Origin of the sequence: Streptomyces sp. NBC_01217 (assembly GCF_035994185.1) — a bacterium.
Lineage (GTDB): Bacteria > Actinomycetota > Actinomycetes > Streptomycetales > Streptomycetaceae > Streptomyces.
Genome location: NZ_CP108538.1, coordinates 8,603,644 through 8,616,850, shown reverse-complemented (window position 1 = coordinate 8,616,850; position 13,207 = coordinate 8,603,644). Strand labels below are relative to the sequence as shown.

The 13,207-nt window shown below is 71.8% G+C and carries 11 protein-coding genes and 1 tRNA gene; 3 read left to right on the top strand and 9 right to left on the bottom strand.

Annotated features, from left to right (window positions below):
• The first annotated feature begins 166 nt into the window (after positions 1-166).
• Positions 167-1,231: a helix-turn-helix transcriptional regulator gene (locus OG507_RS38390; protein ID WP_327371718.1), complete on the top strand. Its 1,065-nt coding sequence runs from the start codon at positions 167-169 to the stop codon at positions 1,229-1,231.
• Positions 1,232-1,372: 141 nt separating this feature from the next.
• Here the strand turns inward: OG507_RS38390 and katG are convergent, their stop codons facing one another.
• Positions 1,373-3,604 (bottom strand): catalase/peroxidase HPI, encoded by a 2,232-nt coding sequence (gene katG, locus OG507_RS38385; protein WP_327371717.1) that lies wholly within the window; start codon positions 3,602-3,604, stop codon positions 1,373-1,375.
• A complete protein-coding gene (locus OG507_RS38380) occupies positions 3,588-3,827 on the bottom strand; it encodes a hypothetical protein (RefSeq protein ID WP_327371716.1) in 240 nt (79 codons plus the stop codon). Before OG507_RS38380 ends, katG begins: the two co-directional genes overlap by 17 nt.
• A gap of 158 nt (positions 3,828-3,985) precedes the next feature.
• Between OG507_RS38380 and OG507_RS38375 the strand changes: the two genes are divergently transcribed.
• Positions 3,986-4,396, top strand: a complete 411-nt coding sequence (locus tag OG507_RS38375) for a Fur family transcriptional regulator (protein ID WP_327371715.1) — start codon at positions 3,986-3,988, stop codon at positions 4,394-4,396.
• Between the two features lie 83 nt (positions 4,397-4,479).
• Here OG507_RS38375 and selB read toward each other — a convergent pair whose 3' ends face one another.
• From selB to OG507_RS38360, 3 genes are all read right to left on the bottom strand, one after another.
• Positions 4,480-6,270, bottom strand: coding sequence for a selenocysteine-specific translation elongation factor (gene selB / locus OG507_RS38370; RefSeq protein ID WP_327371714.1), 1,791 nt, complete (start codon positions 6,268-6,270; stop codon positions 4,480-4,482).
• A gap of 2 nt (positions 6,271-6,272) precedes the next feature.
• On the bottom strand, positions 6,273-7,592 hold the full coding sequence (gene selA / locus OG507_RS38365) for an L-seryl-tRNA(Sec) selenium transferase (RefSeq protein WP_327371713.1): 1,320 nt from the start codon (positions 7,590-7,592) through the stop codon (positions 6,273-6,275).
• Between the two features lie 23 nt (positions 7,593-7,615).
• Positions 7,616-7,709, bottom strand: a tRNA-Sec gene (locus OG507_RS38360).
• Positions 7,710-7,765: 56 nt separating this feature from the next.
• On the opposite strand from OG507_RS38360, the gene selD reads away from it, so the two are divergent.
• Positions 7,766-8,809: a selenide, water dikinase SelD gene (selD, locus tag OG507_RS38355; RefSeq protein WP_327371712.1), complete on the top strand. Its 1,044-nt coding sequence runs from the start codon at positions 7,766-7,768 to the stop codon at positions 8,807-8,809.
• A 55-nt stretch (positions 8,810-8,864) separates the two neighbouring features.
• Here selD and OG507_RS38350 read toward each other — a convergent pair whose 3' ends face one another.
• The 4 genes from OG507_RS38350 to OG507_RS38335 all read right to left on the bottom strand — a co-directional run bounded on the left by OG507_RS38350 (position 8,865) and on the right by OG507_RS38335 (position 13,206).
• On the bottom strand, positions 8,865-9,803 hold the full coding sequence (locus OG507_RS38350; RefSeq protein ID WP_327371711.1) for a penicillin-insensitive murein endopeptidase: 939 nt from the start codon (positions 9,801-9,803) through the stop codon (positions 8,865-8,867).
• Between the two features lie 46 nt (positions 9,804-9,849).
• Entirely contained in the window at positions 9,850-11,604 is a 1,755-nt protein-coding gene (locus OG507_RS38345; RefSeq protein ID WP_327371710.1) for a glycoside hydrolase domain-containing protein, read from the bottom strand.
• Between the two features lie 118 nt (positions 11,605-11,722).
• Entirely contained in the window at positions 11,723-12,457 is a 735-nt protein-coding gene (locus OG507_RS38340) for a D-Ala-D-Ala carboxypeptidase family metallohydrolase (RefSeq protein WP_327371709.1), read from the bottom strand.
• Positions 12,458-12,702: 245 nt separating this feature from the next.
• Positions 12,703-13,206 (bottom strand): hypothetical protein, encoded by a 504-nt coding sequence (locus OG507_RS38335; protein ID WP_327371708.1) that lies wholly within the window; start codon positions 13,204-13,206, stop codon positions 12,703-12,705.
• Position 13,207 lies beyond the last annotated feature (1 nt).

Sequence of the window (13,207 nt, the reverse complement as noted above, 5' to 3'; positions counted from 1 at the left end):
TGCGGGACTGGTGCAACGGTGCTCGCCTTGACGGCGCCACGTCACGCTGGACAAGATCCGGTCGTCGCGGGTTCGCGCAGTTGCTCACATGCGTGTCCGCTCGCGACCGGCCGGTGAAGGCACGGTGCCGGCCGCTGATCCGCGATGCACAGGGGTGACAGGCTGCATGGACGTCTCATCGGGCGGCCCGTGGGCGGGAACGGGGCTGGACCCGCTCGGCGGCCGGGTCCTGGAGTACCTGGTGGGCCATCCCGCGGCCGACACCCGCGCGGTGGCGGCTGCGGTCGGCGCGTCGGACGAAGAGACCGACCGGGTGCTGCGGACCCTGGAGGACGAGCTCCTGGTCATCCGGATCGCCGGCCGGCCCCCGCGATGGAAGGCCGGCCCGCCGCGCTCGTCCCTGGGGTTCCTGCTGGCCCGCAAGCGGAGCGAACTGGCCCAGACGGAGCTGTACATGGAGCAGCTCGACGAGATCTACCGCGCCGTATCACGCCCGCACGACCCACACCTGGTGGAGGTCCTGGAACACGGCGAAGAGGTGTCCGCACGCTATGCGTACCTGCTGAAGGGCAGCAGGCACGAAGTGCTGCACCTGGCGAAGCCGCCCTATGTGACCGAGCCCGCGGAGGGCTCCGCCCACCGGGATCCGGCAGAGACGGCTGTCCACGAGGGGGTGCGGTTGCGGTCCGTGTACGACTCCGAGGGTTTCACCGACGAGGTGTCCCTGGAAACGGCGATACGGGGCACCGCGGGAGGCGGTGAATTCCGGCTCAGCTCGGGGCTTCCGGTCAAACTGGTGCTCTTCGACCGGACCACCGCCCTGTTGCCGCTGCACAGCGACCGGCCCTCGGCGGGGTCACTGGTGGTGCACTCCCCGGCGCTCATCGAGGCGTTCGCGGCCCTGTTCGAGTCCATCTGGGAACGTGCGGTGCCGATGTCCCTGGAGAGCCGGCAGGACTGGCCCGTCCCACGCCGGGCTCACGGTACGGCGGTGGCGGACGAGCGCACCCGGGAGATTCTCCATCTGATGGCGACCGGCATGAAGGACGACGCCATCGCCAGGGTGCTCGGTGTCAGCCGCCGGACCGTGCAGAAGCATGTCAGCGAGGCGGGCAGCGCCCTCGGTGCCAGGACGCGTTTCCAGATCGCCCTTCTCGCGGCGGAGCGGGGCTGGTTGGACGGAGGGCCGGCCTCCGGCGAAAGACCCCGTGGGCCCGCTGGACGGTCCTGATGGGCGCCGTGGACGGTCGGTGTCTCTACCGCACCGTTGGCTCCGTCACCGGCCGGGGCGGCTCGAGCGACGGCGTCCTCGGCCTTTGCGGCCCGTCCGGGCCGGCCGGAGCGGCCGGCCCGGACGTCATGATCAGAACGATCAGACCAGGTCGAACCGGTCGAGGTTCATCACCTTGTCCCACGCCGCGACGAAGTCGTTCACGAACTTCTCCTTCGCGTCGTCGCTCGCGTAGACCTCCGCGAGCGCGCGCAGCTCGGAGTTCGACCCGAAGACGAGGTCGGAGCGGCTGCCGGTCCACTTGACCTCGCCCGTGGCGGCGTCGCGGCCCTCGAACGTGTTCGCGTCCCCGGACGTCGCCTTCCACGTCGTGCCCAGGTCGAGCAGGTTCGCGAAGAAGTCGTTGGTCAGGGACCCGGGGGCCGTGGTGAACGCGCCGAGGGACGACTGCTGGTGGTTCGCGCCCAGGACACGGAGGCCACCGACGAGAACCGTCATCTCGGGTGCGCTCAGGGTGAGCAGGTTCGCCCGGTCGATCAGCAGGTACTCGGCCGGGAGCCGGTTGCCCTTCCCGAGGTAGTTGCGGAACCCGTCGGCGGTCGGTTCGAGCGCTGCGAACGACTCCACGTCGGTCTGCTCCTGCGACGCGTCCACGCGGCCCGGTGTGAAGGGCACCTCGACGTCGAAGCCGGCTTCCTTGGCGGCCTGCTCGACGGCCGCACCACCGGCGAGCACGATCAGGTCGGCGAGCGAGACCTGCTTGCCGCCGCTCCGGGCCGAGTTGAAGGACTCCTGAATCCCCTCCAGGGTGCGCAGCACCGTCGCCAGCTGGTCGGGTTCGTTGACCTCCCACCCGCTCTGCGGCTGGAGACGGATGCGCGCGCCGTTGGCGCCGCCGCGCTTGTCGCTGCCGCGGAAGGACGAGGCCGACGCCCACGCGGTGGACACGAGCTGTGCCACCGACAGGTCCGAGGCGAGGATCCGGCCCTTGAGGGAGGCGATGTCCTCGGCGTCGATGGGCTCGTGCGTCGGCGCGGGCAGGGGGTCCTGCCACAGCAGCGTCTCGGCCGGGACCTCCGGGCCGAGGTAGCGCACGACCGGGCCCATGTCGCGGTGGGTCAGCTTGAACCACGCGCGGGCGAAGGCGTCCGCGAACTCGTCGGGGTTCTCGTAGAAGCGACGGGAGATCTCCGCGTACGCCGGGTCGAACCGGAGCGAGAGGTCGGTCGTCAGCATCATCGGGGGCTTGGTCTTCGACGCGTCGTGGGCGTCGGGGATGGTGCCGGCGCCGGCACCGTCCTTGGCGACCCACTGGTTGGCACCGGCGGGGCTGGCGGTCAGCTCCCACTCGTACTCGAAGAGGTTCTTGAAGAACCCGTTGCTCCACTGGGTCGGGGTGCTCGTCCAGGTGACCTCGAGGCCACTGGTGATCGCGTCGCCGCCCTTGCCCGTGCCGTAGGTGCTCTTCCAGCCGAGACCCTGCTCCTCGAGCGGGGCGCCCTCGGGGTCGGCGCCGACGTGGTCCGCCGGGCCCGCGCCGTGGGTCTTGCCGAAGGTGTGGCCTCCGGCGATCAGGGCGACCGTCTCCTCGTCGTTCATCGCCATCCGGCGGAACGTCTCGCGGATGTCGCGGGCTGCGGCGAGCGGGTCCGGGTTGCCGTTCGGGCCCTCGGGGTTGACGTAGATGAGGCCCATCTGGACCGCGCCGAGGGGGTTCTCCAGCTCCCGGTCTCCGGTGTAGCGCTCGTCGCCGAGCCAGGTGGTCTCCGGACCCCAGTAGACGTCCTCGTCGGGCTCCCACACGTCCGCACGGCCACCGGCGAAGCCGAAGGTCTTGAAGCCCATCGACTCCAGGGCGACGTTACCGGTGAGGATCATGAGGTCGGCCCACGAGATGCTCTGGCCGTACTTCTTCTTGACCGGCCACAGCAGGCGGCGGGCCTTGTCGAGGTTCCCGTTGTCCGGCCAGCTGTTGAGGGGAGCGAAGCGCTGCTGCCCGGCCCCGGCGCCGCCGCGGCCGTCGCTGATCCGGTAGGTGCCCGCGCTGTGCCACGCCATCCGGATCATGAACGGGCCGTAGTGACCGAAGTCAGCCGGCCACCAGTCCTGGGAGTCCGTCAGCACCTGTGCGATGTCCCGCTTCACGGCCGCGAGGTCAAGGCTCCTGAACGCCTCGGCGTAGTCGAACTCCTCGCCGAGCGGGTTGGCCACGGCGGGGTTCTTGGCGAGGATCTTCAGGTTGAGCCGGTCCGGCCACCACTGGCGGTTTCCCCCGCCCTGAGTCGGGTGCGGGGCACGCCCGTGCGCGACCGGGCAGCCACCTCCGCCCTCCGTTTTCGCGTCTGCGTCGATTGCGTCATGGTTCTCGGACATGGGAATCCTTCCGGACGGGGCGGATCACGGTGCTCAGGAACGGCGGGTGGTGGAACAGGCCCCGGTGGATGACCTCGGCCTCGTCGGTCGAGCCGAGAGACCGTGGTCGTCCGACGCGGTGGGGCAGGGCGGGCGGTTCGAGCAGCGCGACGCAGACGGCCGTCACCCGCGGGGCGGCACCACGCAGCTCCCCGGCGGAGGTCCCGCTACGTCTCTGTCTCATGCCGTACTGAAGTCTTCCTGTCCCTTGGCCATCGCCGAAACCGATCCTACGATGGACTGAGTCCAAGTCAAGAAGTGCACCAAACCCATATCCGAACGGATCCCGGATACCGCTGGTAAAATTCGAGTATCCCGCCGGACCTGAATAGGTGAACCGATATGAGTGACCTGCTGGAGCGACTGCGAGGGCATGGCTGGCGGATGACCTCCCAGCGACGAGTCGTTGCGGAGGTCCTCGACGGCGACCACGTGCATCTCACGGCCGACGAAGTACACGCCCGCGCGGCGCAGCGGCTGCCCGAGATCTCCCGGGCGACCGTCTACAACACCCTGGGCGAGATGGTCTCCCTCGGTGAGGTCATCGAGGTCTCCACCGACGGCCGTGCCAAGCGCTACGACCCCAACGCCCACCACCCGCACCAGCACCTGGTGTGCTCCGGCTGCGGCGCCATCCGCGATGTCCGGCCGACCGGCAATCCGCTGGCCGACCTCCCTGCGGCGGAACGGTTCGGCTTCACGGTGTCCGAGGTCGAGGTCACCTATCGCGGGCTGTGCCCGTCCTGCGCCTGAGGGTTGCCCGTAACCGGGGCCCGGCCGTTCACCGGTGACGCCCGGAAACCCGACCTGTCCATGATTCTTGACGACAGCTCGGTTCACGGTGCGGTGAGGGACGACGGCCGACTGCGGGGCGCGCACCGGCGGCGCTTGTCGGGAAGCAGCTGGGTGATGCCCTGACCGTCGCAGTGCTCCAGCAGGGGAATGGTGACGCGTCGGGTGGTGTCCAGGGCGCGGCTCGCCGTTCCCACGGTGAACGGCTGGTCGAGTTCGCTCAGCCGGTCGGCCGCCAGCCGGGGGGCGTCCGGCAGCAGCACCACCTGCTCCGCGAGCCGCAGTACCGCTCCGTGGCGGACCGCCGTGGCGAGCTCGCGCCGGCCGAGGCCGAGTTCCGTGAGCCGCTGTGCGTGGGGGGCGGCGAAGGGCCGGTCGGCGAGCTCGGTGGTGAGACGCTGCACCGCGTCCGCCACGTCGGCGGGCAGGCCGTCGGGCCCGGCGGTCACGCGCCCGCGGCTCATCCGCAGGGGCGGCGTGACCAGCGCCTCAACCAGGGAGGCGGCAGGCAGCCCCAGACGGTGCCGAGCGGCCTCCACCGGCATGCCCTCCTCGGTGGGCCGCTGGGAGTGGTACGCGGTGACCAGTTCGGCCAGCCGGGCGCGCAGGGCGCTCCAGTGGGCGGGGTCGGCAAGCCAGTCGTCCGCGACCGGCGCGGAGCACACGGCCACCCCCATCGCGGTCAGCTCACCGCGTCTGACCAGCAGTCGGCGCCGTAGCTCGGCCGCCTCGCCCGGAGTGCCGCGAGCGTCGCCCAGCTCGGCCGCCCGCCGTGCCGCGGAACCGCGGCGCCGCAGTTCCGGTGGCTGGGGATCGAGCACCGTCAGCCCGGCCAGCACCCGCCGCAGGCCGGGATCGCGCAGCACCGCGCGGTCACCGATGCGCAGCGGCAGTGGCAGTGGCGCCGGCAGGGTCAGCCGGACGATGTCCTCGCCGAGCGGCCGTACGCGTACCGGCACGGCCGCCGAGCCGATGTGGGCGACGGCGGTGCGGGGCAGCGCCGCGGCCGGTGCTGCCCCGTGTACGCGCACGTCGCAGCGCAGGCAGGGGAGGAAGCTGTCGGGCGTGAGCAGGGCATCGCCGCGGCCCGTCGAATCCTTCTCAAGTCCCCGGAGGTTGACGGCGACCCGGGCGGTGGCCCGCACCAGGCCGGTCTCCTCGCCGAGCGCCTGCAGCGACCTGACGCGCACAGAACGGCCTGAGCGGGCGGTCACCAGGGCGTCGCCGCTGCGGATCCGCCCCGCTCCGAGCGTGCCGGTGACCACAAGACCGCTGCCTCGTACGGTGAAGGACCGGTCGATCCACAGCCGCACCGGGGAGTCGGCGTCCCCGTCCGGCAGCCGCGCGGCCAGCCGGTCGAGGGCGGCGCGCAACTTGGCGAGGCCCGCGCCGGTGCGGGCGCTGACGGCCACGGCCTCGACGCCGCCGAGGGTGCTGGACCGGATCCGGTCCCGTGCCTGCGCCGTGGCGGGGCCGGGGTCGGCCAGATCGCAGCGGGTGACGGCGAGCAGTCCGTGCCGTACGCCCAGGGCGTCCACGGCGGCCAAGTGCTCGGCGGACTGCGGCTTCCAGCCCTCGTCGGCGGCGACGACGAACAGCACGGCGGGCACGGGCCCCACGCCGGCCAGCATGGTGGGGACGAACCTCTCGTGTCCCGGGACGTCGACGAACGCGAGGCGTTCGCCCGATGGCAGATCCGTCCATGCGAAGCCCAGGTCGATGGTCAGGCCACGGCGCCGCTCCTGCGCCAGCCGGTCGGGGTGGGTGCCGGTCAGCGCGTGGATGAGTGTGCTCTTGCCGTGGTCGACGTGCCCGGCTGTCGCGATGACCCGCATGATCACCGCCCCGCCGCGCGCAGCACCGCGGCGAGGATGTCGTCGTCGCACGCCTGCGGTACGCACCGCAGGTCCAGCAGCAGTCGGCCGCGCACCACCCTTCCGAGCACGGCCGGTTCACCGGTGCGCAGCGGAGCCGCCAGGTCGTCGGGGAGGCTGAGCGCACAGGACGGCAGAGCGGTCCCGGGGGCGCCGCCTCCTCCGACCACCGCCTCGCAGGGCACGACGCGGACGTCCAGACCTCGACGTGCCAGGCCTTCGGCCAGGCGCAGCGTGCGTGTACGCAGCTGCGGCAGTGGCATGTGCAGGGCTGCGTGCACGGGTGGCTCGGGACCGCGCAGTGTCGCTTCCAGCGCGGCCAGGGTGAACTTGTCCACGCGCAGGGCGCGGGCCAGCGGATGGCGGCGCATCCGCTCCACGACGGCGGCCCGGCCGAGGACCAGCCCCGCCTGCGGACCGCCGAGCAGCTTGTCCCCGCTGGCGGTGACCAGCGTGGCCCCGGCACGCAGGGCCGTGGCCGCGTCCGGCTCGTGCGGCAGCACCGGATCCGGCGCGAGGAGGCCGGAGCCGATGTCGACCACCACGGGCAGGCCCAGCGACGCCAGTTCCCCGACGTCCACTCCCCGGGTGAAGCCGCTCACGGTGAAGTTCGACGGGTGCACCTTGAGGACGAAGCCGGTGTCCGGACCGGCGGCGTCCGCGTAGTCGCCGAGACGGGTCCGGTTGGTGGTGCCGACCTCGCGTATCCGGGCGCCGCAGGAGGTCAGCAGTTCGGGTATCCGGAAGCCGTCGCCGATCTCCACGAACTCGCCCCGGCTGAGCAGGATGTCGCGCCCCGGTGCCAGCGTCACCGCTGCAAGCGCCAGAGCGGCGGCTCCGTTGTTGACCACGTGCACGGCCTCCGCGGCCGGCACCGCTTCCCGGAGGGCCGCCATGGCGCTGCGGCCGCGCGGCGCCCGTCTGCCGTTGCTCAGGTCCAGCTCGACGTCCGTGTATCCGCCGGCCGCCGCCATCGCCTCCAGCGCGGACCGCGACAGCGGGGCCCGTCCCAGATTGGTGTGCAGCACCACGCCCGTGGCGTTGTGTACGGGGTTCAGTCCGGCCGCGCGTGCGGGGAGCGCGGCAAGAGCGGCGTGGACCGCGTCGCCCGGGATGATCCGTCCGTCGCGTACGGCCTGCTGGGCGGTGGCGACCGCGGCCTTGACGATGGGTCTGCCCAGCCGTGCGGAAGCCTCGCTCAGCCGGGGATCGCCGAGCAGCACCGTGGTGCTCGGCACCTGCCGCCGGGTGTCCGCCGGCGGCTGCCGAATCTCGTCCGCCACCCGCGCCACCCCGATCGAAGTCAGCGGAGGCGGACGGGAATCGAACCCGCCTGGCCCGGTTTCCGGACCACACCGATTTTGAAGATCGGGAGGGGCACCAGCCCGCCCAACGCCTCCGGAGCAAGATTGTGGTCCCCGCACCCTGCGGGGGCAAGAGGTGAAATGATCGTCGTATGACGTCTGTTGGCCCCGCTGCCAAACCCGCCGCGCCCGTACGGCTGACGCAGTACGCACACGGCGGCGGCTGCGCCTGCAAGATCCCTCCGGGGGAGCTGGAGGCGATGGTCGCGGGGCTGCTGCCGTCCCGGAACTCCGGACAGGCGCCGGGCGGCGACGAGGACCGGCTGCTGGTCGGACTCGACGACGGCGACGACGCCGCGGTGGTGCGCACCGGTGACGGCACCGCCCTGGTGTCAACGGCGGACTTCTTCACGCCTGTTGTCGACGACGCCCGCGACTGGGGCCGGATCGCCGCGGCCAACGCCCTGTCCGACGTCTACGCGATGGGCGGCCGCCCCGTCGTCGGGCTCAACCTGCTGGGCTGGCCCCGTGACGTACTGCCCGCGGAGCTGGCCCGGGAGGTCCTGGCGGGGGCGCTCGACATCGCCCGCAGCGCCGGCTGCCTCGTCGGCGGCGGCCACAGCATCGACAGCCCGGAACCGCTCTACGGAATGGCTGTGACCGGCCTGGTGGATCCGGACCGGCTGCTGCGCAACGACGCAGGCAGGCCGGGTGTGCCGCTGACCCTGACCAAACCGCTGGGCGTCGGAATACTCAACAACCGCCACAAGCGGACGGGCGAGGTCTTTGCCCACGCCGTCGCAAGCATGGCGGCGCTCAACGACAAGGCCGGCGCCGCTGCCCTGGAGGCCGGCGCCGTGTGTGCCACCGATGTGACCGGATTCGGGCTGCTCGGCCATCTGCACAAGCTGGCCCGGGCCAGCGGCGTCACGGCCGTGGTGGACGCCGCCGCCGTTCCCGTTCTCGACGGCGCCCGGGAGTCCCTGCGGGCCGGGTACCTCAGCGGCGGCACCCGGCGCAATCTCGACTGGGTGCGTCCGCACCTGGACGCGGGTCGGGCGAGCGAGAACCAGTTGCACCTGCTTGCCGACGCGCAGACCTCCGGCGGGCTGCTGGTCGCCGGGGAGATACCCGGACATCCGGTCATCGGGGAACTGGTGCCCGCCGTGGCGGGCACCACACTGCTGATCCGCTGAGCGCTGCGAACGGCCGCGGGTCCGTGGGCGAAGCCCCGGGCCCGCGGCCGTTCCGCTACCTGTAGCGGATGTGCAGGTGGTTGTCGTGGTTCGGGTAACTCGTGGTCAGCCCTTCCGAGATCAGCTGCGGATCGTTGAAGAAGATCAGCTCGACATGGCCGGGTGCCTTCGCCCGGATCTCCTGCACGAGCCTGCGGGTGGCCGCGCGGTCGTAGGTGCTCGACTGCCAGGTGATCCGCCCCGCGGTGCACTGCGCCGAGTCGGTGCGGGCCGGCCACACGTCGATGTCCATCCCGACCTCGTGGCTGGCGTGGCCGGGTATGTCACCGCCGTGCTCGAAGCCCGCGTCGCCGACCGGCAGTCTGCCGTTCCCGGTGGTGGCGAAGGTGGCGGCGGCGGCCTCCAGCTGACCGACGGCGCCGGCTGTCGCCCAGTGGGCGCCCGCGTTGCCGTCGGGGCTCTGTGCGCACATCGTGCCGGCGCCGAAGTCGATGTTCTCGTAGTGCCACAGCAGGTTCCGCCAGGTGGCCGGCCCGACGACGCCGTCCGCGCCGATTCCCGCATGGGACTGGAAGGTGCGGACGGCGGAGTCGGTGGCGGGTCCGAAGGCCCCGTCGACGGAGAGGCCGGCGCCCCGCTTGGCGTTGAGCAGCGACTGGACGGCCGTCACCGCCGGCCCGTTGTCGCCCTGTCGTACGGTGATTGCGAGCGCGCCCCAGGTGGCGGGCCCGACGATGCCGTCCGCGGCCAGGCCCTTGGACTGCTGGAAGCCCACCACCGCGCTGTGCGTGCCCGAGCCGAAGACGCCGTCCACCGAAACGGAGCGGCCGTGCGCGGCGAGCAGGTGCTGCAGCGCGACGACGTCGGAGCCCCGGCTGCCGTTGCTCGTCAGCGGGAACGCGGCCTGCGGGAAGGCCTGCGCGGGGACGCCCAGTCCGAAGAGCAGGCCCGCCACCGCGGTGAACAGCGTGATGATGCGTACGAGTCGTCTCACGATTCCTGCCCCACTTTCCTGTTCACTTCTCGGCTCACCTTCCTGCTCACTTTCCCGACTGGAGGGCGCCCCAGGTGGCGGGGCCGACGACGCCGTCGGCGCCCAGTCCGCGCGAGGACTGGTAGTCGCGTACGGCCTGGGCGGTGCCCGAGCCGAAGACGCCGTCGATGGCCACCGTCCGGCCGAGCGCGGCGGTCAGGGCGCGTTGCAGCCGGGTGACGGCTTCTCCCGTCGAGCCGTTCTGGACGGTGGGGGTGGTTCCGCGGGACAGCAGGGCGGTCCAGGTCTTCGGGCCGACCACACCGTCCGCAGTGAGTCCCTTGCTGGTCTGGAAGTTCCTGGCGGCGGTGGCGGTGCCGGGGCCGAAGACCCCGTCCGGCGTACCCGGGTCGAAGCCGGCGGCCTTGAGCAGGCACTGGGCGGCCTTGACCTGGTCTCCGGTCGAGCCGCTCTGGACGGTGGTGTACGCGGTGAAGTCGAGGTTCGCCCCGGTGCAGGTGGGCGTGGGCGGGGTGGTGCCGTTGCCCACGTCCAGGTAGTCGCGGTCGATGTTGATCGAGTAGCCGCCGTAGGACTCGGTGACCTCGCCCGCGTACTGGTGGATCCGCTGGTGGCTGGACCAGTAGGTGGACGGCACGTAGGAACCGGTGTTGGTGTCGGCGGCGCCGTTCCACCACGCGTAGAAGAGGTGGTCGACCCGCGTGTAGGCGCTGTTGTTGTATTCGGCGGCGGCGTCCTTGATGCCGGAGGCGGCGCTGGAGTAGAAACCCGACAGATAGCCGCTGCTGTGCAGCCGCTCGGTCCAGCCGGAGAGGTACGACAGCACGGCCGCCTTGCAGGAGGCCGTGGAGGTGTATGCCTCGATGTCGCTGTAGATGGCGCTGCCCGCCGGGATACCGAGGTTCGACGCGGCGGTGATGGCGTCGGCCGCCGCGGTGACGCCCTGGGACCTGGCCGTGGCCGGATCGGTGGACATCTTCAGCGAGTAGCTGGTGCACGGCGCCTGGCGGCCGACGTCGATGGGGAACAGACGCCATCCGTTGTTGGTCTGGCTGGTCACCCAGCTCGCCGTCAGATTCGGCTGGGCGCAGCCGCGGAAGGAGCCGCTGATGTAGACGCCGACCGCGCTGTACGGCGAGCTCGCCTGCCAGGCGTTCATGGCGGCTTGCGAGGGCGCGGTGCAGGCGTCGAAGCCCTTGCCCAGATAGCTGCCCGGTTGTGGCCCGGCCGCGGCCAGGAGGGTGGCGTCGGACTGCCCGGCCGCGCGGGGCAGCTCGGTGCGCTCGGCGCCCTTGGTGAGCTCGGCCGAGGCGAGAACGCCGCGCACCAGGCTCTCGGTCTCCGGGGTGTGGGCGGCGGTCACGAGGACACCGACGTCCTCGACCGCGATCTGGATGGTGTCGTTGCTGGACACGGGGGACGGGGCGGTGGCCTTGCCGCGCTGTGTCCGCGCGGTCGCCGCCGTCGCCTGGCCGGCGGAGCGGGCGGTGATGGGCTCCACGACGATGCCCGCCGTACGGCCGACGACTCCGGCGGGGCAGTCGTTCTGGTCGGCGGGCTCGCCCAGGTAGACGGCGGGTCTGTCGAACCGGAGGCAGGCGCGCGGGTTCTCGGTCAGATCGACCACCTGCCAGTCGGCGGGCACCTCGATGCGGTAGCCGTGGTAGGTGACGGTCTGTCGGCTCTTCTCGGGCGGGGCGGCGGCCGCGGCGGGGCCGGGGACGGCGAACGCGCCGATACCGGCGAGCACCGCCAGCAGGGCCGTTCCGGCGCGGGCGCGCCAGGGGATGCGGGACGACATCAGGGCACTCCTACTCGAATGCGGGGGGAGAGCGAGGGAGGGCGGTGCGGGTCCGCTTCCCCCGGGCCGGAGGCCGGCCCGGGGGAAGCGGACTGCTGTGCGCGTGGGGACTCGCCGGTCAGACGCCGCAGTTGGGCGCGGACCAGGAGCGGCTGGTGCGTCCGTCCACGTGGGTGTGGTCGTTGTGGTCCGGGTAGCCTGGGCCGAAGATGCCGCCGAAGCCGTGGTAACGGGCCCGCTGGGCGAGCTGGCAGAACGACGGGCTGCCGACCAGATCGGCGGCGTCACCGTACAGGTGCCGGCTGTTCGAGGCGCCGCCCACCGCGCTGTTGCAGGAATTCGAGCGGAATCCGCTGGACACGGTGATCGGCACGTCGCCCATGGCGTGCCGCAGGGCCTCCAGCTTCCACATCGTGCGCAGGCCGTTGGACTTGGCCGTCGCGGCACTGACCGCACCACCGGACCAGTCGGAGTTGCACTTGTTCAGTTCGGCGTAGGTGAAGTGGATGGGGGTGCAGTCCGGGTCCTGCAGCGCGTAGATCTTGCTGAACGTCTGGGAACCCGCGACGCCGTCCGCCGCCAGCCCGTACGCCTGCTGGAACTTGGTGACCGCGGCCTTGGTCCGTGGGCCGAAGTTGCCGTCGACGGAGAGGATCTCGCCGTAGTCCACATGCCCGGCCACCCGGATCTGCAGTTGAGTCACGTCGGAGCCCGACATGCCCTCGGACAGGGTGCGGCCCCAGGTGTAGCACTCGTCGGCCTGGGCCGGGGCGGCCGTGGCCAGCATGCCACCCACAGTTGCAGTCATGATCATGACAATACTCAGAACGAGCTGGATCGTACGCCTCAACATCGCGCCTCCGTCATGAGTCCTTCCGGATTCCCGCTAGCGGGCTGAGGCGAGTTTGGCCTCCCTGGCCGTTGCGTGTCCACACCGTCACCGCCTGCCACAGGACCAGACCTCCGGCACAACCGGCCTGCGGGCAACCGTCGTTGCGTCACCAGCACTGCGGCCGGCGCGGGGCCTCGAACGACCACCACGACGACGGGGCGGGTTCGTACGACCTCCGCGCCCTGTCACGGCATCGGGCGACGACGCTACCGGAGGACCCCGTGGGCGACGGCGGCGATCAGCGCGGAGCACAGGACGGTCATGCCGCTCAGCCGCCGCGCGAGCAGGTCGTCCCAGCGCTCCCCGTTTCCGGAGAGCCTGCGCAGAGCCGGAGTGAGTGCCCGGCCCGCTCCGAAGCCGAGTCCGGCGGCCAGGGCGGGCGCGTAGGAGCCACCGGACAGCAGCACCGCGACCGCCATCGCGTACGGCGCACTCGCCGAGACATAGGTACGCACACCCGTGCCGAGCTCGAAGCCGAACTGCAGGGCGCCGCGCGCCAGATGGCGGCGCAGAACGTCCTGCGGTATCTGCCGGGCGTTCTGCGGCAGCCGTAGTGGCAGCTTGCCCGCGTCACGCAGCGCGGCTAGCAGTGCGACGGCCACGATCAGCCCTTGCCGCACGCCGGCCGGGAGCGGTGTGAAGAGACCGGACAGGAGCCACAGCACCCCGGCCGTCAGCACCCCGCCGGCCAGCAGGCCGATGGTGAACACT

Bases quoted from the DNA above. Each gene is read 5' to 3' on its own strand.
- OG507_RS38390 (WP_327371718.1), top strand. From the start codon at position 167: ATGGACGTCTCATCGGGCGGCCCGTGGGCGGGAACGGGGCTGGACCCG.
- katG (WP_327371717.1), bottom strand. From the start codon at position 3,604: ATGTCCGAGAACCATGACGCAATCGACGCAGACGCGAAAACGGAGGGC.
- OG507_RS38380 (WP_327371716.1), bottom strand. From the start codon at position 3,827: ATGAGACAGAGACGTAGCGGGACCTCCGCCGGGGAGCTGCGTGGTGCC.
- OG507_RS38375 (WP_327371715.1), top strand. From the start codon at position 3,986: ATGAGTGACCTGCTGGAGCGACTGCGAGGGCATGGCTGGCGGATGACC.
- selB (WP_327371714.1), bottom strand. From the start codon at position 6,270: ATGCGGGTCATCGCGACAGCCGGGCACGTCGACCACGGCAAGAGCACA.
- selD (WP_327371712.1), top strand. From the start codon at position 7,766: ATGACGTCTGTTGGCCCCGCTGCCAAACCCGCCGCGCCCGTACGGCTG.
- OG507_RS38345 (WP_327371710.1), bottom strand. From the start codon at position 11,604: ATGTCGTCCCGCATCCCCTGGCGCGCCCGCGCCGGAACGGCCCTGCTG.
- OG507_RS38340 (WP_327371709.1), bottom strand. From the start codon at position 12,457: ATGTTGAGGCGTACGATCCAGCTCGTTCTGAGTATTGTCATGATCATG.